At 68.1% G+C, this 21,751-nt stretch carries 20 protein-coding genes; 14 read left to right on the top strand and 6 right to left on the bottom strand.

Annotated elements, in window-relative coordinates:
• Positions 1-3 precede the first annotated feature (3 nt).
• From AB4089_RS11430 to AB4089_RS11445, 4 genes are all read left to right on the top strand, one after another.
• Positions 4-774 (top strand): hypothetical protein, encoded by a 771-nt coding sequence (locus tag AB4089_RS11430; RefSeq protein WP_441409396.1) that lies wholly within the window; start codon positions 4-6, stop codon positions 772-774.
• 438 nt (positions 775-1,212) lie between these two features.
• Positions 1,213-3,024: a proline--tRNA ligase gene (locus AB4089_RS11435; protein ID WP_441409397.1), complete on the top strand. Its 1,812-nt coding sequence runs from the start codon at positions 1,213-1,215 to the stop codon at positions 3,022-3,024.
• A gap of 19 nt (positions 3,025-3,043) precedes the next feature.
• Positions 3,044-3,838, top strand: a complete 795-nt coding sequence (locus AB4089_RS11440; protein ID WP_441409398.1) for a sulfite exporter TauE/SafE family protein — start codon at positions 3,044-3,046, stop codon at positions 3,836-3,838.
• Positions 3,839-3,893: 55 nt separating this feature from the next.
• Positions 3,894-5,303 carry a pyridoxal phosphate-dependent decarboxylase family protein gene (locus tag AB4089_RS11445; RefSeq protein ID WP_441409399.1) on the top strand — a complete coding sequence of 470 codons (1,410 nt, stop codon included), beginning with the start codon at positions 3,894-3,896 and terminating at the stop codon, positions 5,301-5,303.
• Here the strand turns inward: AB4089_RS11445 and AB4089_RS11450 are convergent.
• The 3 genes from AB4089_RS11450 to AB4089_RS11460 form a co-directional block, all read right to left on the bottom strand.
• Complete coding sequence (locus tag AB4089_RS11450) at positions 5,300-6,409, bottom strand: aminoglycoside phosphotransferase family protein (RefSeq protein ID WP_441409400.1); 1,110 nt, start codon at positions 6,407-6,409, stop codon at positions 5,300-5,302. The two genes, AB4089_RS11445 and AB4089_RS11450, sit on opposite strands and share 4 nt — an antisense overlap.
• A 69-nt stretch (positions 6,410-6,478) precedes the next feature.
• A complete protein-coding gene (locus AB4089_RS11455; RefSeq protein WP_441409401.1) occupies positions 6,479-7,207 on the bottom strand; it encodes a VIT1/CCC1 transporter family protein in 729 nt (242 codons plus the stop codon).
• Between the two features lie 142 nt (positions 7,208-7,349).
• Entirely contained in the window at positions 7,350-8,588 is a 1,239-nt protein-coding gene (locus AB4089_RS11460; RefSeq protein ID WP_441409402.1) for a DUF4439 domain-containing protein, read from the bottom strand.
• A gap of 106 nt (positions 8,589-8,694) precedes the next feature.
• On the opposite strand from AB4089_RS11460, the gene rimP reads away from it, so the two are divergent.
• The 6 genes from rimP (at position 8,695) to trxA (ending at position 15,315) form a co-directional block, all read left to right on the top strand.
• Positions 8,695-9,309, top strand: a complete 615-nt coding sequence (rimP, locus tag AB4089_RS11465) for a ribosome maturation factor RimP (RefSeq protein WP_441409403.1) — start codon at positions 8,695-8,697, stop codon at positions 9,307-9,309.
• Positions 9,309-10,289 (top strand): transcription termination factor NusA, encoded by a 981-nt coding sequence (gene nusA / locus AB4089_RS11470; RefSeq protein ID WP_390204455.1) that lies wholly within the window; start codon positions 9,309-9,311, stop codon positions 10,287-10,289. Before rimP ends, nusA begins: the two co-directional genes overlap by 1 nt.
• 268 nt (positions 10,290-10,557) lie before the next feature.
• Entirely contained in the window at positions 10,558-10,890 is a 333-nt protein-coding gene (locus AB4089_RS11475; protein WP_441409505.1) for a YlxR family protein, read from the top strand.
• Positions 10,891-11,042: 152 nt separating this feature from the next.
• Positions 11,043-13,961: a translation initiation factor IF-2 gene (infB, locus tag AB4089_RS11480; RefSeq protein WP_441409404.1), complete on the top strand. Its 2,919-nt coding sequence runs from the start codon at positions 11,043-11,045 to the stop codon at positions 13,959-13,961.
• A gap of 247 nt (positions 13,962-14,208) precedes the next feature.
• Entirely contained in the window at positions 14,209-14,718 is a 510-nt protein-coding gene (gene rbfA / locus AB4089_RS11485) for a 30S ribosome-binding factor RbfA (RefSeq protein ID WP_441409405.1), read from the top strand.
• A gap of 159 nt (positions 14,719-14,877) precedes the next feature.
• Positions 14,878-15,315, top strand: coding sequence for a thioredoxin (trxA, locus tag AB4089_RS11490; protein WP_441409406.1), 438 nt, complete (start codon positions 14,878-14,880; stop codon positions 15,313-15,315).
• A gap of 100 nt (positions 15,316-15,415) precedes the next feature.
• Here the strand turns inward: trxA and AB4089_RS11495 are convergent, their stop codons facing one another.
• The gene (locus AB4089_RS11495; protein WP_441409407.1) at positions 15,416-15,619 is read right to left on the bottom strand and encodes a hypothetical protein; all 204 of its coding nucleotides are present in this window, start codon (positions 15,617-15,619) and stop codon (positions 15,416-15,418) included.
• A 92-nt stretch (positions 15,620-15,711) separates the two neighbouring features.
• Positions 15,712-16,926 (bottom strand): pyridoxal phosphate-dependent aminotransferase, encoded by a 1,215-nt coding sequence (locus AB4089_RS11500; RefSeq protein ID WP_441409408.1) that lies wholly within the window; start codon positions 16,924-16,926, stop codon positions 15,712-15,714.
• Positions 16,927-17,023: 97 nt separating this feature from the next.
• On the opposite strand from AB4089_RS11500, the gene truB reads away from it, so the two are divergent.
• The 3 genes from truB to AB4089_RS11515 are packed head-to-tail and all read left to right on the top strand — an operon-like array spanning position 17,024 to position 18,874.
• Positions 17,024-17,989, top strand: a complete 966-nt coding sequence (gene truB, locus AB4089_RS11505; RefSeq protein ID WP_441409409.1) for a tRNA pseudouridine(55) synthase TruB — start codon at positions 17,024-17,026, stop codon at positions 17,987-17,989.
• Positions 17,989-18,342: a hypothetical protein gene (locus AB4089_RS11510; RefSeq protein WP_441409410.1), complete on the top strand. Its 354-nt coding sequence runs from the start codon at positions 17,989-17,991 to the stop codon at positions 18,340-18,342. Before truB ends, AB4089_RS11510 begins: the two co-directional genes overlap by 1 nt.
• A gap of 1 nt (position 18,343) precedes the next feature.
• Positions 18,344-18,874: a hypothetical protein gene (locus tag AB4089_RS11515; RefSeq protein ID WP_441409411.1), complete on the top strand. Its 531-nt coding sequence runs from the start codon at positions 18,344-18,346 to the stop codon at positions 18,872-18,874.
• A gap of 58 nt (positions 18,875-18,932) precedes the next feature.
• Here the strand turns inward: AB4089_RS11515 and AB4089_RS11520 are convergent, their stop codons facing one another.
• On the bottom strand, positions 18,933-19,487 hold the full coding sequence (locus AB4089_RS11520; RefSeq protein ID WP_441409412.1) for an NUDIX domain-containing protein: 555 nt from the start codon (positions 19,485-19,487) through the stop codon (positions 18,933-18,935).
• 319 nt (positions 19,488-19,806) lie between these two features.
• Between AB4089_RS11520 and AB4089_RS11525 the strand changes: the two genes are divergently transcribed.
• Positions 19,807-21,642 carry a DUF222 domain-containing protein gene (locus AB4089_RS11525; protein ID WP_441409413.1) on the top strand — a complete coding sequence of 612 codons (1,836 nt, stop codon included), beginning with the start codon at positions 19,807-19,809 and terminating at the stop codon, positions 21,640-21,642.
• The last annotated feature ends 109 nt before the right edge of the window (positions 21,643-21,751 follow it).

The raw sequence follows: 21,751 nt of genomic DNA on the forward strand, positions 1-21,751 counted from the left end.
AACATGAAGACGTCAGCGCTGCGCATTGCCGGTGCCTCGGCACTACTCGCCTGGGGCGCCCTGGGGCTGTCCGCGTGCGGTACCCCCGGCGGCTCGCCGGACGCCGCCAAGAGTGCGCAAACCCAGGCTGGAAACCCGGCGCCCAGCCAGGCAATCACGCCGACTCCCACGCAGACGCAGGCCAAGGCGTACACGAGCGCGGAACTGACGGCCATCGTGGCGCAGTTGAAGGACGCCCAGGGCAAGTCGCTCACCATGATGTCGGGCGCCGATCTCCAGAAATCGATTGACCAGGCAAAGTCCATGCTGGCGTCGATCTCGGTGGAACCTGCAGAGTGCGCGCCGCTGGCCCTGGGCGGGCAGGCGGCGTCGAGCGAAGGCACGGCGGTCGCGGCGGGCGTGTCCCAGGACGCGGCGACCGGCGCCAGCACCGGGGTCTCCCTGGCCTACCGCGCCGACTCCAAGGTCCTTGAACAGGGAATCGCCCAGGGCGAGGTCCTCAACAAATGCTCAGCCATGTCGTTCACCACCGGCGGGACCAAAGTGGACCTGAAACTGACCAAGCTGGACGGACTCGGCACCACCCCGGGCGGCGTCGCGTACCGGACGGACACCGCCCTGGCGGACGGCCGAAAGCAGTCCGCGATCACCGGGCAGGTGCTCCAGGGCGGCGTTCTCGTCACCGTCGTCGCCGCGGGGGGAGCCAGCGAGGCCGAGGCCGTGACCCGGGCGGGAAAGATGCTGGACGAGGCCGCCGCGCTGGTCGGGAAATAAGCCGCTCGGAGCCCGGACCGGTCCTACAGCGACACTGCTGAAATTAACCGGGTGCAGACTCTTGATTCCGGGCGCCGTGTCACATAGGTTCTACCTAGCCGTGTCGCAAAGGAGCGTGCATTCCCCGGCGAAAATTCCGGGGAAGGCGACGCCTGGAGGCGACACCAAGTAGCTCGCAGCCTGAGATCTGGGGGTGCTGGGGCCACGGGAGCCACGCCATGACGGGATGACCAGCTGGAAACGGCCAGGGGCTTCCATCAGTTATGGCGTGGCTCTTTCCTGTCCTCTTCCGCGCCATGGGCGCTGCGGCGGCAGGCCACGCAACAGTGCATCGCGGCAGGACATCGGGGCAAGCGGGGGCCGTCAGGACGGTAGATTAGTATCTAGACGCTTTTCTTAGGCTTTGCCCGCACTTCCCCAGAAACGGATACCCCACCTGTGGTCCTTCGACTCTCCCAGCTGTTCCTGCGCACCCTGCGCGAAGATCCCGCCGACGCCGAGGTGGCCAGCCACCGGCTCCTGGTCCGCGCCGGCTACATCCGCCGCGCCGCCCCGGGCATCTACACCTGGCTGCCGCTGGGACTGAGTGTCCTGCGCAAGGTGGAGCAGGTCATCCGCGAGGAAATGACCGCCATCGGAGCCCAGGAAGTCCACTTCCCGGCGCTGCTGCCCAAGGAGCCCTACGAGGCCACCAACCGCTGGACCGAATACGGCGAGGGCATCTTCCGGCTCAAGGACCGCAAGGGCAACGACTACCTCCTGGCACCCACGCACGAGGAAATGTTTACCCTGCTGGTCAAGGACCTGTACTCCTCGTACAAGGACCTGCCGCTGAGCATCTACCAGATCCAGAACAAGTACCGCGACGAGGCACGCCCCCGGGCAGGCCTGCTGCGCGGCCGCGAATTCATCATGAAGGATTCCTACTCCTTCGACGTCGACGACGCCGGACTGGACGCCAGCTACGCCGCCCACCGCGGCGCGTACCTGAAGATCTTCGAGCGCCTGGGCCTTGAAGTTATTCCGGTTGCTGCCACCGCCGGCGCCATGGGCGGGTCCAAGAGCGAGGAATTCCTGCACCCCACCGAGATCGGCGAGGACACGTTCGTGCGCTCCGCCGGCGGCTACGCGGCCAACGTCGAGGCCGTCACCACCGTGGTCCCCGCAGACATCGACTTCAGCAACGCACCGGCCGCCGATGTCCGGGACACCCCGGACACTCCCACCATCGACACCCTCGTCGACGCCGCCAACGTCCTGGTTCCCCGGGCAGAGGCCGACGGCGGCCCCTGGACCGCCGCCGACACGCTCAAGAACGTCGTGCTCGCCGTGACGCTGCCGACCGGTGAACGCCAGCTCGTCGTGATCGGCCTCCCGGGCGACCGCGGCGTGGACCTCAAGCGCGTCGAAGCGAACATTGGATCCTTCCTGCCGATCGCCGGCGAAATCACGCTCGAAGCCGCCAACGACGACGATCTGAAGAAGCAGCCCCTGATCGTCAAGGGCTACCTCGGCCCCGGCATGTCACTGGACGCGCCGCTGCTGGGCACCGAGGGCGCCGCGAAGCTGCTCTACCTCGTGGATCCCCGCGTCGTCAGCGGCTCCGCCTGGGTCACCGGCGCCAATGAGGCCGGCAAGCACGTGTTCGGCCTCGTCGCCGGACGCGACTTCGGCTGGGACGGCGTCATCGAGTGCACCGATGTGCGCGCCGGCGATGAGGCACCGGACGGCTCCGGCCCGCTCGAAACCGCCCGCGGCATCGAAATGGGCCACATCTTCCAGCTGGGCCGGAAGTACGCCGCGGCCCTGGACCTGAAGGTCCTGGACCAGAACGGCAAGCAGGTCGTGGTGACCATGGGTTCCTACGGCGTCGGCGTTACCCGCGCTGTGGCTGCCCTGGCTGAGTCCAACCATGACGACAAGGGCCTGGTCTGGCCGCGCGCCGTCGCCCCGGCCGACGTCCACGTTGTGGCAGTGGGCCGCGGCGAGGAGATTTTCGCGGCCGCCGAGCAGCTGTCCCTGGAGCTCGAAGCCGCCGGCCTCGACGTCATCTATGACGACCGCCCCAAGGTTTCCCCCGGCGTGAAGTTCGGCGACGCCGAACTCGTCGGCGTCCCCACCATCCTCGCCGTCGGGCGCGGACTCGTGGACGGCGTCGTGGAGATCAAGGACCGCCGCAGCGGCGACGCCGAGAACGTAGCCGTTGACAAGGCTGTTGACTACGTGGTCAACGCCGTGCGCAACGGCTGATGCTGCACAGTTCCCACTAGTGGTTTCCGGTCTCGAGTCGATCCAGCTCGGCACCGTCGTCCTGGTCATTCTGGCTGGTCTGGCGGCGGGCTGGGTCGACGCCGTGGTCGGCGGCGGCGGGCTCATCCAGCTCCCGGCCATGCTCCTGGTGCCCGGCATCAGCCCGGTGCAGGCGCTGGCCACCAACAAGATGGGGTCCATCTTCGGCACCACCACAAGCGCGGTCACGTATTACGGCCGCGTCCGGCCCGATCTGCGCACCGCCCTGCCCATGGCGGCGATCGCGATGGCGGGCAGCTACGGCGGTGCGGTGCTGGCCGCCAACCTGCCCGCGAGCGTCTTCAAGCCAATCATCGTGGCCGCACTGATCGCCGTCGCCCTCTTCACCGCCTTCCAACCCAGCGTCGGCCAGCTGACCAAACTGCGCCACGAAGGGCACCGGCACTACGTGGTGGCCTGCCTGATCGGTGGCGCGATCGGCTTCTATGACGGGCTGATCGGACCCGGAACGGGCTCGTTCCTGATCATCGCGCTCGTCTCGGCCATGGGCTACGCCTTCCTGGAGGCCAGCGCCAAGGCCAAGATCGTGAACGTGGCGACGAACGCCGGCGCCCTGCTGTTCTTCGCGCCCCACGGCGCGGTGCTGTGGGGCCTGGGGCTGCTGCTGGGGGCGGCAAACATGGCCGGCGGCTACATCGGTGCCCGGACCGCCGTCCGGCAGGGCAGCCGCTTCATCCGCATCGTCTTCCTGGTGGTCGTTGCCGCGCTGATCATCAAGCTCGGCTCCGACGTCTGGCAGGACAACTTCACCTAATCAACGGCTCTGCGAGGGGCTCCCGGTCCGCTGGCGCCGGGCGTAGCATGCAGCTATGTCAGCAGGCGAGGAACGTTACAGGGATGCCCTCGAAGCCGCCGCCCGGCACGCACGCCGGTGGCTCGAGAGCCAGGGCACACGCCACATCGGACCGCAGGCCACGGCCGCCGAGTTGGCCGCCGACTTCGGCGGTCCGCTGCCCCAGACCGGCATGCCGGCCGCCGAAGTGGTGGATTACCTCGCGGCCAAGGCCGAGCCCGGACTCATGGGCATGCCGTCCGGACGGTTCTTCGGCTGGGTCATCGGCGGGACACTGCCGGCAGCGCTGGCGGCGGACTGGCTGCTCAGCGCCTGGGATCAGAACGCGGGGCTGCGCTTCGCCACGCCCGCGACCGCCGCAATCGAGGAAGCCGCCGGCCACTGGATCCTTGAGCTTCTTGGGCTTCCCGAAGAGTCCGGCGTTGGTTTTGCCACCGGCGCCACCATGGCCAACTTCACCGGCCTCGCCGCCGCCCGCTGGCGGCTCATGGCCGATGCCGGGTGGGACCTCGACGGCGACGGACTCGCCGGCGCGCCCCGGATCCGCTGCTTCGTGGGACGGGAACGCCACGACACCATCGACCTTGGCCTGCGGTATCTGGGCCTGGGACGTCCCGCCCTGGTGCCCTCCGACCGCCAGGGGCGCATCATTCCGGCCGAGCTGGATTGTGCCCTGGACCTCGCGCTCAGCGCGGGGGAGGGCAGCCCGGTCCCACTGCTCGTGTGCCTGCAGGCCGGCAACCTGCATTCGGGCGCCTTCGACCCCTTCGTCGAGGCCATCGCCGTCGCGAAGGCCCATGGCGCCTGGGTGCACGTGGACGGGGCGTTCGGACTCTGGGCAGCTGCTGTGCCCGAACTGTCCGCCCTGACCGCCGGACTCGGGCTGGCCGATTCGTGGGGGACGGATGCGCACAAGACCCTCAACGTTCCCTACGACTGCGGGATCGTGATGGTTCGTGACGCCCAGGCCCTGCGGTCCGCGATGGGGCTGCACACCAGCTACCTGATCCAGGCCGCGGACGGAGCCGGCGACCCGTTCGAGAGCGTGCCCGAGCTCTCCCGGCGGGCACGCGGCGTGCCGGTGTGGGCGGCGCTGAAATCCCTGGGCCGCGACGGCGTCGCCAGCCAGGTCCGGACGCTGGTGCAGCGTGCCGCGCAGCTGGCCGAACAGCTTGCGGCGCTGGACGGCGTCGAAGTGCTCAACGACGTCGACTACACCCAGGTGTCCCTGGCGTTCGGGGACGATGCCCTGACGCGGGCCGTGACGGAGCGGATCATCGGCGACGGCCGGGTCTGGATGTCCGGTTCACGCTGGCAGGACCGGGACATCCTTCGGATTTCGGTGAGCAACTGGAGCACGGACGACGCCGACGTCAGAGTCGCCGTCGACGCCGTCCGCGACGCGCTGGCGGCAGCGCGGGGCTAGCCTCCTGCCGCGTCCCATTGAACTTCGCCGTATGCTTCCCCGGGCGCCCGGAGCTCCTGCGGGGCGGGCAGCCCCGGAAGTGTCCGGCCTGCCAGCGTGCTCGCCACCCATAGGGAACGGGCCAGATCGCCCTCGTGATGACGCAGCGAGGCATAGGAGAGGGCGTTCTCCACCTCCCGCGCCAGGCTCCACTGCCGGGCAGTCTCGGCGTCGAGGCCGGCTGCCGCACTGAAATCAGCGCAGCGGGCGAGCAGGGCGCGCCCGGGATCCCTCTGCGGCAATTCACGGAGCCTGTTCCACAGCAGCGGGGCCACGGCAAACTCCGCCTCGCCGATCAAGGGCTGGGGATCGATCGCGGCGTACGACTCCAGTTCCGCCGCCTGTCCGTTTCCTGGTTCCGGCACGCCGGGCCGGGCCAGGACGTTCAGGTAGTGCAGGTCCGCATGGACCAGGACGTCCTTCCCTGACCGCCTGCCCACGGCGCCGCGGGTCTGGCAGACCTCCAGCGCCGCCTCGAGCAACCACCGCGGGAACGGCCGCCCCAGCTGTTCCCACGTTGCGGGGAAGTCATCGCTCCACTGTTCGGCCCGGGCCGCCACGTGGTCTATTTCCTGCCACTGCGGGCGGTCGTCCGGGACCACGCTGAGCTGGCGGACCAGGCCACCCCACACCGTCACCGCCGTCTCCAAGGGGACATCCAGGAGCGAACGGCAGGCGTCGAGGCGCTCCAGGAGCATCGCGCAGGATCCGGCGTCGGCGGCCAGCAGCCGCACGGCGCCATGGCCTCCCCACAGGGCCAGGGCGTGGTGCTCGCGGGTGGCTTCCTCATGCGGAAACGCCACCTTCAGTACGGCGGCGTTGCTGTTGCCGTCGGCGCTGCCGTGATCGGGGGATCCATCCGCGTCCCGGCGCCGCACGGGGATGACGACGCCGCCGTGACCGTTCCAGGGCAGGGCCCCCGGCTCCAAATCCGTCACCAGCGCCCACTGATCGAGGAATTGTCCGATAAGTCCCGGAAGTGACGCCAGCCAGGCACGTCCGTCCTGTGTCCGGCCGTAGCGGCGGGAGAGATCGGGTGGAATGGGAACGTCTTGAATGGGGCTCACCGGACCTATCGTAGGTGCTGGCGCAGTTCTTGCCGCCGGATTGGCTGCCCGGCGCCGGGCCCGGCGGGCCTAGACGATGCCGCTCGCGCCGAGCGCGCTGCCGATCGCGAAGGTGCCCACCAGCGCCAACGCGCCGCCAATCACCACGCGGACGGCGGCTTTCAGCTTCGAGCCGCCGCCAATCCACGCGCCAACGGCACCTGTGGCCGCCAAGGCCACGAGCACAGCCACGAAGGTCAGCGGGATCCTGATGCTTTCCGGCGGCAGCAGGATGGCCAGCATGGGCAGTACCGCCCCGCAGAGGAACGCGATGGCCGAAGCGAACGCCGCGTGCCACGGACTGACGATGTCGGCCTCGTCAATGTTCAGTTCGGCGGAGAGGTGCGCGCCGAGGGCATCGTGGGCCGTGAGTTCCTTGGCTACCGTGCGCGCCGTCGCGGGGCTGAGGCCCTTGCCCTGGTAGATCGCCGCGAGCTCCTCGAGCTCCTCCTCCGGCTGTTCCGCCAGTTCCCGGCGCTCCTTTTCGATCAGGGCGTGCTGGCTGTCCTTCTGGCTACTGACCGAGACATATTCTCCCAAGGCCATTGAGATGGCGCCGCCCACCACCCCCGCGGTGCCCGCGAGCAGGATTGGACCGGTATCGGATGTGGCGCCGGCGACGCCGACGACGATCGCGGCGACGGAGACGATGCCGTCATTGGCACCGAGGACGCCGGCGCGGAGCCAATTGAGGCGTTGCGCGATGTCGTTGTTGTGAGGCTCGTTCTCATGCAGTGCTGCGTCGCCGATCGTGTCCATGCCTACAGCAAACCACCCGGGCCGGAGCACTGCCAGTATTCCAAGGCTTACCAAAATTAGCCGAGGCTTGCCCGGCGTGTGGCCCGCTGCTTCAGCCGCTACATCAGCCTGCTGCTTCAGCCCGCTGCTTCACCCTGCCGGGTCAGCCGGCCGGCAGCGATTCCAACGCCGCGCGGTCCAAGCCTGGCAGGGCGCCGGGATCCGCGCCCCACAGCACGGCGCGCTTCCCCGATCCGAGCAGGGCCGCGATGGCCCACTGCCGGGTCTCGCCGTCGCTGAGGGCCACGAGGTCGCCGTAGGCGGGCAGGGCGGCGGCCTCCAGGCTGCCGAGGCCCGCCGCGGGGGAGGCCAGGAAGGCCTTGCCAAGCGCATAGCCGGCCTCGCGCGGCGGAACGGCGGCGCAGTGCAGCCGGCTGAGCATTTCCGCATCGCTGAGAAGCTCGTCGTGGCGCGCCAGTTGCTCGGCCGCGGATTTCGCGGCGTCCCCGCCCAGCCGGGGCAGCGCCACCTGGTAGCCGTAGATGGTCTGGGCCTCGGTGCGGGCCACCGCCGCCAGGGCATCCCCAACACCCGATGCCGCTGCGGACTGCCCGGCTGGTGACTGGGCTTTGGTGGACTGGTCTGTGGCCGACTGGCCGGCAGCCGATTCGGACGGACAAGTGCCGGACAACTGCGGGACGGCTGCGTCGGCGGGTGGCGCCGCGGTTCCGGTGCCGGCCGCGAGGGCGGACGCCTGCAGCAGCTGAGCGGTGCCGACGGCGGCCAACAGCCGGGCCATGCCGCCGTCAGCCAAGGCAGCGTCCGCGAGGCGCTGGGTGCCGCTGTGTGCGAGGGCAGCTGCCAGCCCGGCGGGGGTCGAGGGCAGGGGTGCGGCGGACGGTGCGGTCGACGAGCCTGTCGTCGATTCCGCCGTCGAGCCCGTGGACGACGCCGGCGGGACGGAGGGAGTTTCGGCGGCCGATGGCGTTGCCCGGCCGGAGTCCGTGGCCGCCGCGCCGGATGGATCGGGCAGGTTTTCCCCCGGTGCCAGCAGCGCGTGTGCCTGGGTTGTCAGCAAGGTCACAGTCCGTTCGACGGCAGGGTTCCCAGCACCGGCCGAGCGGTCCGATTTCCCTGACTGGTCGGCCGAATTGTCCGCAGAATTGCCTTCAGTAGTAGTGCCAAGCTGGCTGCCGGCGGCCAACAGCTGCAGGGTTTCAGCCAGCGCGGAGGCACGTGCCTGTTCGGAAAAGGGCGGTTGCGCGGGTTCCGGGGGCCTGCCCGGCATCAGGGCCACCCCCAGGCTCACCACCACCAAGGCAAGGCACGCCAAAAGCGCGTAGCGGGGGAGCGTCCGGGGAATGTGATCCTGCCATCGCTGTTCCCTGGTGTCGTCGTTCACAACAGACCATGTTGTCATGCCGGCCCGGGACTGAAGTGCACCACGTCGCCCGGAAAATCGCTAGGCTAGTACACACAACATCATCTAGCGGGAGGCGGCCGGCATCATGACCAACGCAGAAGCCACGACTTCAACAGACCGGACCGGGACGGGGAAGGCTGAAGCCGCATCCGTTAACGTCGAGGCCGAGCGCCTGTATGCTCTCCTGGAACCCGCCGTGCTGGCGAACCGGCTGTACCTGGAAGACGTATCCATCCATGTCGCCGGCGCCAACCGGGTGGTCCACGTAGTGGTGGACCTGCCGCAGGAGGAAACCGGCGGCGTCGGGCTCGACGTCATCGCGGAGATCTCCAAGACCCTTTCGGACACCCTGGACAACGATCCCAGCATGGACGCCCGACCCTATGAGCTCGAGGTCTCGTCCCCCGGCGTCGGACGCCCCCTGACCGAGGAACGGCACTGGCACCGCGCCCGCGGACGGATGGTCAACGTCAACGTGATCCAGGGCGACAACGTCACCGGCAGGGTCCAGTCCGTGGACGATGGGGGAGTCACCCTCGTCCCGGAAATTGCGGTCAAAAAGGGCATGAAGCCCAAGCAGGGCGAGCCCGTCAAGCTTCCTTTCGACAGGATCCGCAGCGGAAAAGTCGAGATAGAGTTCAGCCACCTCGAAGAGGCCGGTCTGGAAAAAGCAAACAATGGACCTTCTGAGGAGGCCTGATGGATATTGACATGAGCGCGCTGAGACTTCTGGAGCGTGAGCGTGAAATCCCGCTGGATCTCCTGATTCCCACGATCGAGCAGGCACTGCTGGTGGCCTATCACAAGACCCCCGGCGCCTTCGAAAAGGCCCGCGCCGAGCTGGACCGCAAGAGCGGCCACGTGACCATCTGGGCCACCGAGATCGACGACGACGGCGCCCCGATCGGCGAATTCGAGGACACCCCCGCGGGCTTCGGACGCATCGCTGCGAGCACCGCGCGGCAGATCATCCTGCAGCGCCTCCGGGACGCAGAGGATGACAACGTGCTGGGCCAGTTCAAGGGCCGCGAAGGTGAGCTCGTGGCCGGCACCATCCAGCAGGGCAACAACCCGCACATGATCCAGGTGAACCTGGGCACGGTGGAGGCGCTGCTGCCGCCGCCCGAGCAGGTTCCCGGTGAGAAGTACATCCACGGCAACCGGCTCCGCGCTTTCGTGATCGACGTCCACCGCGGCACCAAGGGCCCGTCCATCACGCTGTCCCGCTCCCACCCCGGACTCGTCCGGAAGCTCTTCGAACTGGAAGTTCCCGAGATCGCGGACCGTTCCGTCGAAATCGTGGCACTGGCCCGCGAAGCCGGCCACCGGACCAAGATCGCCGTCAAGGCAAACACCCCCGGCGTGAATGCCAAGGGTGCCTGCATCGGCGAAATGGGTTCGCGGGTCCGGGCGGTCATGACCGAACTGAACGACGAAAAGATCGACATCGTTGACTTCAGCGACGATCCCGCGACCTTCATCGCCAGCGCCCTCTCGCCGTCGCGCGTGAATTCGGTCACCATCACCGACGAAGCGACCCGCTCCGCACGTGTGGTCGTTCCCGATTACCAGCTTTCCCTGGCCATCGGCAAGGAGGGCCAGAACGCCCGCCTCGCCGCCAAGCTCACAGGGTGGCGGATCGATATCGTCTCCGACGCCGCGGTCAACAGCGGCAAATAGCCCGGAGCGCGCAAGCGCCGGCAGATGCACAGCGGGCCGCCGTGGCCGCCCGCTGTGCATGCTTCATCTCACCGGTCAGCCGTGATGTCCCGGCTGGCTGGCACGCCCGGGTTCGGGACCCGGGCGCCGGAGGGGCTAGAATAGACATGACCGCGCCTAACGGCCGGTATCCGTGTGTCTTTGGCGCGTCTGGGTTTTCCAGCTTGCCGGGGACGCGGTGATACACCAAGCAGTTGAACTGGCAGGAAGATACTCGAACGTGGCACATGTGCAACACCTCGGGGATCAGCCGCAGCGCACTTGTATCGGATGCCGACAAAAGGGATCGCGGTCGGAGTTACTCCGGCTCGTCGCCGGCGCCGGCGGTTCGTCCGCCGTCGTGGTGGATGAACGACGCCGGATGGCTGGCCGGGGAGCATGGCTGCACCCCAGCGAAAAGTGCCTGGCACTGGCGGTCAAACGTCGAGCGTTCGGTCGCGCCCTCAATGGCGCTACCGGTACAGCCGACGTGGAACGCCGGATCACTGCCGGCATGGAAGCCGTGGGCACCCCGGTGGCCGCAGCAACAACCGTCCAACCTGAAAGCGGGTCAGAAAACTGATGGAAACCCGATGAGTTCCCAGCGATGAGTGCGCAACGATGACAACTTTGTTGCGCTCTGCAATGGGCCTTTCAGCTGCATTCGCGGCGGAGGCCCGCAGTAAGAAGTAGACGGTTCGTGCCTGGCTCGGTGCGGACCGAGACAGGAGAAATGTGGCCAAGGTCCGCGTACATGAGCTTGCTAAAGAGCTCGGTATTACTTCCAAAGATGCAGTAACCAAACTGCAGGAACTGGGCGAATTCGTTCGCTCCGCCTCTTCAACCATTGAGGCCCCCGTTGTGCGGAAACTGCGCAACGCCTACCCCGACGCCCCCGCAGCTTCGAAGTCCGAAGCTCCGGCGTCCGCCCCCCAGGCACCTGCCAGCCCGGCAGCGACCCGTCCGGCGCCTGCGCCTGGACCCGCTGCGCCCAAGGCTGCCGAACCGAAGGCTGAAGCTCCGGCTCCGGCCGCTGCGGCTCCGGCTGCTGCGGCACCTGCCGCCGCGCCCGCCGCTCCGGCAGCCCCCGCCGCGCAGGCTCCGGCAGCCCCCGCTGCCCAGGCCCCGGCTGCTCCCTCGACCGGCGTCAAGCCCGGCGCGCGTCCCGCCCCCAAGGCTGAAACCCCGGCTGCTCCGGCACGCCAGGGCGGCTCTGCACCCCGTCCGGGCGGTCCCCGTCCCGGCAACAACCCCTTCGCCACGTCCCAGGGCATGCCCCGCGGCCGTGGCGGCGACAACGAACGCCCCTCGCGTCCGGGCAACAACCCGTTCGCTCCTTCCCAGGGCATGCCCCGTCCGGGAGGAAGCCGCACCGAGGGCGAACGCCCCGGTGGTCCGCGCCCCGCAGCAGGCGCAGGCGGCCCCCGTCCGGGTGGTCCCCGTCCGGCAGCAGGCGCAGGCGGCCCCCGCCCCGGCGCTCCGCGTCCGGCTGGCGCCCCCGGTGCCGGTCGTCCGGCAGGAGCCGGCGGCAACCGCCCGACTCCGGGCATGATGCCCAACCGCACCGAACGTCCCGCACCCGCTGGTGCCGGCCGTCCCGGCGGCGGAGGCCGTGGCCCGGGCCGTCCGGGTGGCGCTCCGGGTACCGGTGCTCCCGGTGCCGGTGGCGGCGCTCCGGCCGGCGGCGGCTTCGGCAAGGGTGGCCGCGGTCGCGGTGGCACCCAGGGTGCCTTCGGTAAGGGCGGCGCAGGCCGTGGCAAGCAGCGCAAGTCGAAGCGTGCCAAGCGTCAGGAACTCGAGCAGATGAGTGCCCCGTCGCTGGGTGGCGTGAGCGTACCCCGCGGCGACGGCAACACCGTAGTCCGGCTTCGCCGTGGCTCGTCCATCACGGACTTTGCCGACAAGATCGAGGCGAACCCCGCAGCACTGGTGACGGTCCTCTTCCACCTCGGCGAAATGGCCACGGCCACGCAGTCGCTGGATGAAGAGACCTTCGCGCTGCTCGGCGAGGAGCTTGGCTACAAGCTCCAGGTTGTGTCCCCGGAGGACGAGGAGCGCGAGCTGCTCTCCACCTTCGACATCGACTTCGACGCCGAACTGGAAGCCGAAGGCGACGAAGACCTCGAGGCACGTCCTCCGGTTGTCACCGTCATGGGTCACGTTGACCACGGTAAGACCCGACTGCTCGATGCCATCCGCAAGTCCGACGTTATGGCGGGCGAGCACGGCGGCATCACGCAGCACATCGGTGCCTACCAGGTCACCCACGCCCACGAAGGCGTCGACCGCAAGATCACCTTCATCGATACTCCGGGCCACGAGGCGTTCACCGCCATGCGTGCCCGTGGTGCGAAGGTCACCGACATCGCCATCCTGGTGGTCGCAGCGGACGACGGCGTCATGCCCCAGACCGTTGAAGCCCTCAACCACGCCCAGGCGGCCAACGTGCCGATCGTCGTGGCCGTGAACAAGATCGACAAGGAAGGCGCCAACCCGGACAAGGTCCGCGGCCAGCTGACCGAGTACGGCCTGGTTCCGGAAGAATACGGTGGCGACACCATGTTCGTTGAGGTCTCTGCCCGCCAGAACCTCAACATCGAGGAGCTCCTCGGCGCCGTCCTGCTCACCGCAGACGCTGCCCTGGACATGCGCGCCAACCCGAACAAGGACGCCCGCGGTATCGCGATCGAAGCCAACCTGGACAAGGGCCGCGGTTCCGTGGCTACCGTCCTGGTTCAGTCCGGTACCCTGCACGTCGGCGACACCATCGTGGCAGGCACGGCCCACGGCCGCGTCCGTGCGATGTTCGACGACGACGGCAGCGCCCTGACCGAGGCCGGCCCGTCCCGCCCCGTGCAGGTGCTGGGTCTGTCCAACGTCCCGCGCGCCGGTGACACCTTCTTCGTGACCGCTGACGAGCGCACCGCCCGCCAGATCGCCGAGAAGCGTGAAGCCGCCGACCGCAACGCCGCACTGGCCAAGCGCCGCAAGCGCATCAGCCTGGAAGACTTCGACCAGGCCGTCGCCGATGGCAAGATCGACACCCTCAACCTCATCCTCAAGGGTGACGTGTCCGGTGCCGTGGAAGCCCTCGAAGACGCGCTGCTCAAGATCGACGTCGGCGAGGGTGTCCAGCTCCGCGTTATCCACCGCGGTGTCGGTGCGATCACGCAGAACGACGTCAACCTGGCAACGGTCGACAGCGCCGTCATCATCGGCTTCAACGTCAAGCCCGCCGAGCGTGTTGCCGAACTGGCAGACCGCGAAGGCGTGGACATGCGCTTCTACTCCGTCATCTACGCAGCAATCGATGACATTGAGGCAGCCCTCAAGGGCATGCTCAAGCCGGAGTACGAAGAGGTCCAGCTTGGCACCGCCGAGGTCCGCGAAGTGTTCCGTTCCTCCAAGTTCGGCAACATTGCAGGCTCGATCGTCCGCTCGGGTGTTATCCGACGCAACGCCAAGGCCCGCATTACCCGCGACGGCAAGATCATCGGCGACAACCTCACCGTTGAGACGCTCAAGCGCTTCAAGGACGACGCCACCGAGGTCCGCACGGACTTCGAGTGTGGTATCGGTCTTGGCTCGTACAACGACATCAACGAAGGTGACATCATCGAGACCTTCGAGATGCGCGAAAAGCCGCGCGTCTAAGGTGTCCTAGCGTTACAGGTGCGGGGCCGTTGGATTTTTTCCGGCGGCCCCGCCCCTTCGCCGGGCGGTTTTCGATCTTCGATCGCAAACCGCCCGGCTCCGATAGGCCCGATGCCACTCCCCGGCCGCCGGAAAAAACCCAACGGGAGTCCGTCGTAGACTCGCCTTAGGCGCGTGGCATCAAAACCCAACAGTTGTGCGGCCACCGTTCCGGCGCCGTCGTACATCCAAATTTTTAGGAGTGGAAATGGCTGATCCCGCACGGGCTGCCAAGTTGGCGCAGCGGATTAAGGTTGTTGTTGCGGAGGCTCTGGGCCGGAGGGTCAAGGATCCCCGGCTTGAGGGCGTTACCGTGACCGACTCGCGGGTCACCAACGACCTGCAGCACGCAACCGTTTACTACACCGTGTTCGGTGACGAAGTGGCCCAGGCCGACGCCGCCAAGGGCCTGGAGAAGGCCAAGGGCGTGTTGCGGCAGGAAGTCGGCCGGAACATCACCGTGCGGCTGACTCCCACCCTCGAATTCGTGGCTGACCAGATCCCCGTGAACGCCTCGAACCTTGAGGAGCTGCTCCGCGAGGCGAAGAAGCGCGACGCCGAGGTGGCCGCCCTGGCCGAACGCGCCACGCACGCCGGCGACGCCGATCCCTACAAGAGCGACACCCCTCAGGACGTTGAGCTGGACGAGGACGACTTCGACGAAGAGGACCTGGACCTCATCGACAACGAAGCGATCGACGAGGACCGCAACAAGTAAGACTGCCTTTGTGGCAGTGCCTTCACCAGCAGGGGCCGGATCCGGCAACGGGTCCGGCCCCTGCTGTTTCCTGGGGACCTTCGACTCTAGGCCCGTTCAGGGGCCGGGGAGTCTCATGGAGCAAATGACTGCAGGGATGCGGGAAAGCGCCGGAGTGCCGTGGAAACCAGCCTGACCAAGTGCCCGCGTTGCGGGAAGACCAACCGGATTCCTGCGGCCGCGCCCGGGCGCCCGCGCTGCGGCAATTGCGGGCAGGACCTTCCCTGGATCGTGTCCGCGGGCGATGCCGACTTCCCGGTTGTCGCCGAGGAGTCTTCCGTCCCGGTCCTGGTGGACTTCTGGGCGGCGTGGTGCGGACCCTGCCGGATGGTCAGCCCGGTGCTGGACAAGCTGGCGAAGGAGCGGGCCGGGAAGGTCAAGCTCGTGAAGGTCGACGTCGACACCTCCCCGGGGTTGTCCCGAAGGTTCGATATCCAGGCCATCCCGACGCTGCTTGTCATCAAGCATGGGGCAGTGGCGGCCCGCCAGGCCGGGGCGCCGCCAGCCGCGGCCCTCCGCAGTTGGCTGGATGAGGCCTTGGCGGCAAACCCGAGGTAACCGTCGGGTGGTCCGGGGTTGGCACGCAGATGCCGCCGAGACGGCAGATCACGGCAGTGCGCACCAGAATCATTGCCGCTAAGTGCCATCTCGATATGCCCTAACGGCGCCGGGAGCGCCCCACACCCAGGCCGCCCAGCACAGGCGATCCTGCGCCCAGGAGGAAACCGAAGTCGTACCAGTTCCCCGCGCGGGCGGAGTTGTAGAACGGGAACTCAGTCCAGGCTCCGAAAACATGGGCGATCAGGACGATCCAGGCCGTCAGCCCGTTCCAGAAACCCCACAGCAGGTCTTGCCACCACACGATGTACCCCCTTGGCCGGAATTCCAGGGTGCCCGGACGAGCCGGGACAGCCCAAAGTCAGGATAACCGGGTCGGCTGGGAGCGCCGTGTGTTTAGGCTATGACTCCAGCGGCACCGGCAACAGGGCCGGTGGTCCCGGCGTGGTTTGCCGCCGGCTCGCGGGCAGGGATGCGGCCCAGGCCCTCCACAAGATCGGCCCTGTTGCCGCAGAGCGCAATGCGGATCCAGCCCTCGCCGATGGACCCGAACGCTGTGCCGGGAGCGAAGGCGACGCCGGAATCGGCCAGGAAGCGGCGAGTCCAGGCCCGGACGTCCCCGCCGCTGGCATGCGACACGTCCGCCCACAGGTAGAACGCGCCTTGGGCCGCGAGATAGGGGATGCCGTGGGAGCGGAGCACTTCCGAAGCCGCGTCGCGGTTGGCCCGGTAGTGGGCGTGGGCGTGGCTGACATAGTCCTGCGGGCCGGTCAGCGCCGCCAGCGCGGCGTACTGCGACGGCGACGCCACGCAGGACACGATCGACTCCATGACGTTATTCATCTTCTGTTCCAGCCCCGGCGGGCAGATCAGCGCGCCAATGCGCAGACCCGTCAGCCCATAGGTCTTGGACAGCGTGAGCGACGTGAACACGCGCGCTTCTCCCGGAACATCGCTGTCGAAGCGGGCCGGGCTGACATGCGGGACATCGTAGGTGAACGCCTCGTAGCATTCGTCGGAGATGACCCACAGATCGTGCCGCCTGGCCAGTTCCACAAGGCGGCGCGTCAGGTCCTCGCCCAGGACAGCGCCGAGCGGGTTGGACGGCGAATTCAGGATCAGCACCTTGGTCCTCGGCGTGATGAGCGCCTCGATGTCCTCTATCCGCGGCTGGAAATCGTGCTCCGGATACAGCGGATAGCGGACGGGCACAGCGTGCAGCAGGCTGCTCGTCATCGCGAAGGTGGGGTAGCCGGGGTTGGGAATAAGGATCTCGTCCCCGGGGGAGAGCAGCAGGCTCATGGCGAAGTGCAGGCCCTGCTGGGCACCATCCACAACATAGACCCGATCGGCGCCGACCGGCGTCGCATTGTGTTCCCGGAAGCGGGCCGCGAAGGCCTCCCGCAGCGCGGGAATCCCGGCGTTCGGGGTGTAGTTGGTCTCGTCGCGGTCAAGGCAGGCCATCCCGGCCTCCAGGACATGGCGCGGGACGGCGAAGCCCGGCTCCCCGATGCTCAACACGATCGCACCCGGCGTTCCCCAGGCGGCTTCGGTGATCTCGCGGATCTGGTTGATCGGGACGTCGCGGACATGTGCGGCAAGCTCGGGCATGTGTGCCATCCTAACGCCCGGCGTCCACCCGGGTGAGGGCGGTCGGCGGCGGGGACGTGGGCGGTGGGGCGCTGCTGGCCCGCATATACTGGGAGGCGTGCTTTCTGGACTGGTGATAGTTGACAAGCCGCAAGGATGGACCAGCCACGATGTGGTTGGACGGATGCGGCGGATCGCCGGTACCCGAAAGGTCGGCCACGCCGGGACGCTGGATCCCATGGCCACCGGGGTTCTGGTGGTGGGCATCAACAAAGCCACCCGGCTGCTGACTTACATCGTGGGCACGTCCAAGACTTACACCGCCACCATCAGGCTGGGTGAATCCACAGTGACGGACGACGCCGAAGGCGAGGTCACTGCCACCCGCAGTGCCGCCGGGGTCACCGATGATGCCATCCGTGCCGGCGTCGCCGCACTGACAGGGGACATCGAACAGGTTCCCAGCAGCGTCAGTGCCATCAAGGTCAACGGCGAGCGCGCCTACGCCCGGGTCCGGTCCGGTGAAGAGGTCAAGCTCGCCGCGCGCCCCGTGACGATCCACCGCTTTGAGGTTCACGAGATCCGCCGCGGAAATGACGGAAGTGACGGTGACAGTGGCGCAGGCAGCGAGGCCGTGGACGTGGATGTCACGGTCGAGTGCTCGTCCGGGACCTACATCCGCGCCCTGGCCCGCGACCTCGGTGAGGCCCTCGGCGTCGGCGGTCACCTGACGGCACTCCGCAGGACCCAAGTGGGTCCGTACACCCTGGACCAGGCGCACACGCTTGAACAGTTGGCCGAGAAGCTGGACGTCCTCGAGATCTCGGACGCGGCCCGTGCGCTGATGCCCAACCGTGAACTCAGCGAGGCGGAGACCACCGAGATTTCCTTCGGCCGAAGGATCGCTGCCGGCGCCACCGCCGACACGCCGGAGGCTGCGACCGCGGACAAGCCCGCGGCGGCGTTCGCGCCCGACGGCACGCTCGTGGCCCTCCTGGCCGACGCCGGAAGCTACGCCAAGCCTGTCCTGGTATTCGCGCCAGATAATGAGAAGCACGGCAACGATAAGTTGGCCGGCCAGTAGTGGACGCGTATTTTTACATCATTCTGGTCGTTGGCCTGCTCTCGACCATCATCTGCATCGCAGCAGGGATCCTGAAGAAGGCGCCCAACGACACGACCATACTGTCGGTGGCCGTCGTCGAACTTGCCTTGCTGGTCTATCTGGTGGGCTCGATTGTCAGGGTGGCCACCGGCGAGCAGATGGCAGGGGAGCCGTGGGAGTTCTGGGGTTATCTGGCCACGGCGCTGCTGCTCCCGATCGGCGCAGTGTACTGGGCCATCCTGGAGCGGACCCGCTGGAGCAACTTCGTCCTGGCCGCCGTCGGCGTCACCGCCCTGGTGATGGCGGCCCGAATGAACCAGATCTGGTATTGAGATGGAAGAGGCAGAAAACGTGACGGCAAAACCCTCGCAGGACGGCACTGGCAACCCGGCGGAGGCGGCCTCCGGGTCCACGGACGCCGCGGCGGATTCGCCCGGGACGGCGGACACTGCACCGGTTGCGGCCAATACCCGCAACACCGGGCCGGGACGGTTGCTCATCGCGGTCTATGCCGTGTTCGCGATTTCGGCAACGGCCCGCGCCGGCTACCAGATTCTGACGAAGTTTTCCGAGGCGCCCCTGGCGTACCTGTTGTCAGCCTTCGCCGCAGTTGTCTACGTCGTGGCTACGGTTTCCCTTGCGAAGCCTGGCCGCACCGCATTCAAGGTTTCGGTGGTGGCAGTCCTGGTGGAACTGGTGGGCGTCCTCGTGGTGGGGGCACTGAGCGTGTTCGACTCGGTGAACTTCCCGCACGAGACCGTATGGTCCCTGTTCGGCCGCGGCTACGGATTCATCCCGCTCCTGCTGCCCATTCTGGGACTCATCTGGCTGTATCGCCGGCGGCCCGCGCCCCTGCACGGCTAGCCCCGGCTGTACCGTCCGGGACTGACCCATCGGCGCCCGGCTGGCTACGGGCTGCTGGCTAGCCTCGGCGGACGACGCGCCAGTGATCCGTGAGCCTGCTGCGCAACCCGGGCCACGACGCGGCGAAACCGGGGTGCAGTTCCTTGCTGCCGACCTCGTCAACCTCCACCCATTGCAGTTCGAGGCTTTCCTGGTCGCTGATCGCGGCGTCGAACGGTTGCCGCGCTTCGGCAACCACCGTGGTGTATGTCCAATAGCCGACGTCGAACACCGACGTGAACAGGACGCGGATGTTCTCCGGAGGAACGGCCGCTTCTTCCTTTGCTTCCCGCAATGCCCCGTGGATTGCCTCTTCACCGTGGTGCAGGGCGCCGCCGGGGAGCCCCCATGTGCCGCCCTGGTGGCTCCACAGCGCGCGGTGTTGGAGCAGGATTCCCTTTCCAGGGTCGTGGACTAGGAGCCCGGCGGAACCGAACCGTCCCCAGAACCGTCCGCGGTCGCCCTCGACCCAGGCGTCACCCGGATCGCGTGGACCGTGCGGTTGGCGCGGATCGCCCGGCGCCGACAGCGCGAATGGTGATTCCCCGGCCTGCGGCGTGGCTGTGATGTCCATCCCTACAGCTTGCCACGCGACGGTCCGCAGAGGGGCGGGCAACCTACGCAGTGTTACGGGTGACGGCTGGGTGTTGCTGTCCGGGCCTCGGGTGCTGCTTGGGCCTCGGGCGCTGCCGCGTGGGCGTCGGGGGAGCTGCCGCGTGGGCGTCGGGGCGCTGACCGATTCCGCGACCAAGGTCCTCAGCTAAGGCCGCCCGGCACCCAATTGAGGTGGAGCGAATCGTGCTGCGGCGCTTCCTACGGGGCGATTTCCTACGGGCGAAACCTCAGCAGGACCAGGTCCGTTTTTTGTCGTACCCCTCTGGCAGAGTTCAGTTATGGAAGCCATTGGAGATTTCGTCCCGGATCCGGCCCCGTGGGCCGGGCCGGTGGTGTCCTCCCTGCTGCCCCGGTTCGCGGCCTTTGATCCCTGGACTGAGGCAGTCGCCGGCGCCGGGAACGCCACGGCGACCAGTATCAGCTGCAGCGCAACTACAGACGCCGGGGAAACGTCCGTCGGCTCGGCGCTGAACTCTGCGCTGGCCCTGCTCCGGTCCTCGACCCCGACGGCGTGCGCCGAGGCGGTCCGGTTCGGCCTGCTGGAGGCCGCGGACTTCGCCGGCCGGGTGGAGGAAATGTCCTGCACGCTCGAATACCTGCAGCTCGTTGCCGCAGCCGCGGTGGACCGGACACGCAAACAGTCAACCGGGACCCGGCCGGCCCTTCCGGGCCAGGTCCCGGAGTCTGTGGCGCCGGAGGGCTGGCTCACCGGGTGGAAACAGGAACCCGACGCCCGACAAAACGGCGCGACTGGCGCAGGGGCTGACAGCGGTTCTGACGCCGGATACGGCGCCGGGACAGGCCCCGGCGGCCCGGCCGGGCCAGACGCCCTGTCCGCGGCGGCGGACGACGGCTGCCGGAACGCCACAGAGTTCCTGCGGGTCCGGTTGCGGATCAGCGCCGCCGAAGCCCGGCGCCGGCTCACGCTCGCCGCCGAGCTTCTGCCCCACACCGGTACCGGCGGCCACACCGAGCCGCCGGCGCGGGTAGAGCTCGCCGCTGCCGTCGCTTCCGGCATGGTCGCCTCGCGCGCCGCGACAGTCATCACGCTCGCCCTGGACCGGGTCCGGCACATCTGCCGCCCCGAGGCCGCGGCCACGATGGAACGTGCCCTGACCTTGACGGCGCTAGAGAACGACGCCGACTTCCTGGTCCGGATCGCTCGGCGATGGACCGACGCCCTGGACCAGGACGGCGCGGAACCCTCCGAGGAACTGCTGCGCCGTATCCAGGGCGCCTTCATCCGCAAACCCCGGCACGGCCTGCACCACCTGGAAATCTTCGCCACCGCCGAACAGTACGAACACCTCGTCACCGTCATGAACACCGCCACCAACCCCCGCACCGGCCTAGACATCCGCACGGGAACGGGACCCGACAGCCCAACGGGCACGGTGCCGGATGCCAGCGCCGCCACGGTCGCTGACGCCGCCACGGGCGTAGGCATGGGCGCCGCCATGGTCGCGGACGCCGCCACGGGCGTAGCCCTGGGCGCCGAAACCGGAGCAGCTGACCTGCTCGACCAGCGCTCCCGGCCGCAACGGCTGCTCGACGGCCTGGTCGGAGCCTGCAAGGTGGCCCTCGCCACCGGAGGACTGCCCGCAACAGGTGGTCTCCGGCCCCAGATCATGGCCACCATCGACTACCGAGACCTCCTCCAGCGGCTCGGAGGTGCGGGACCCGACCACGAGAGCACCGGATCGCTGACGTTCACCGGCCCCATCACCGCCTCGACCATCCGCAAACTCGCCTGCGACGCCGACATCATCCCGGTCGTGCTCGGCGGGGACGGCCGGATCCTGGATATCGGCCGCGCCTCCCGGGTCTTCCCGCCCCATGTCCGCAAAGCCCTCACGGCCCGGGACCAGGGCTGCGCCTTCCCGCAATGCACCATCCCCGCCCCCTGGTGCGAGGCCCACCACATCACCTACTGGTCCCGCGGCGGCAGCACCGGCACAGAGAACGGAACGCTGCTGTGCTCGCACCACCACCACTTGATTCACAAAGAACAGTGGACCGTCCGGATGCGCAGCGGCACCCCCTGGTTCATCCCACCGCCGCACATCGACCCCGCGCGGACGCCACGCCGGAACCGCTATTTCCGCCTCGAGTGACCCTGCGTTTCGTCTGACCCCGCTGCTCGCCGAATCCTCAGACGTAGCTAGTTTTGCTGCGGGGGACGAATCGAACAGGGACGTTTCGAATGGGGACGTTTCGAAGGGG

It is taken from the genome of Arthrobacter sp. 2MCAF15 (genome assembly GCF_052115605.1).
GTDB lineage: Bacteria > Actinomycetota > Actinomycetes > Actinomycetales > Micrococcaceae > Arthrobacter.

Coding starts and splice junctions, on each gene's coding strand:
- AB4089_RS11430 (WP_441409396.1), top strand. CDS start 4: ATGAAGACGTCAGCGCTGCGCATTGCCGGTGCCTCGGCACTACTCGCC.
- AB4089_RS11445 (WP_441409399.1), top strand. CDS start 3,894: ATGTCAGCAGGCGAGGAACGTTACAGGGATGCCCTCGAAGCCGCCGCC.
- AB4089_RS11455 (WP_441409401.1), bottom strand. CDS start 7,207: ATGGACACGATCGGCGACGCAGCACTGCATGAGAACGAGCCTCACAAC.
- rimP (WP_441409403.1), top strand. CDS start 8,695: ATGACCAACGCAGAAGCCACGACTTCAACAGACCGGACCGGGACGGGG.
- nusA (WP_390204455.1), top strand. CDS start 9,309: ATGGATATTGACATGAGCGCGCTGAGACTTCTGGAGCGTGAGCGTGAA.
- rbfA (WP_441409405.1), top strand. CDS start 14,209: ATGGCTGATCCCGCACGGGCTGCCAAGTTGGCGCAGCGGATTAAGGTT.
- AB4089_RS11500 (WP_441409408.1), bottom strand. CDS start 16,926: ATGCCCGAGCTTGCCGCACATGTCCGCGACGTCCCGATCAACCAGATC.
- AB4089_RS11515 (WP_441409411.1), top strand. CDS start 18,344: ATGGAAGAGGCAGAAAACGTGACGGCAAAACCCTCGCAGGACGGCACT.
- AB4089_RS11520 (WP_441409412.1), bottom strand. CDS start 19,487: ATGGACATCACAGCCACGCCGCAGGCCGGGGAATCACCATTCGCGCTG.
- AB4089_RS11525 (WP_441409413.1), top strand. CDS start 19,807: ATGGAAGCCATTGGAGATTTCGTCCCGGATCCGGCCCCGTGGGCCGGG.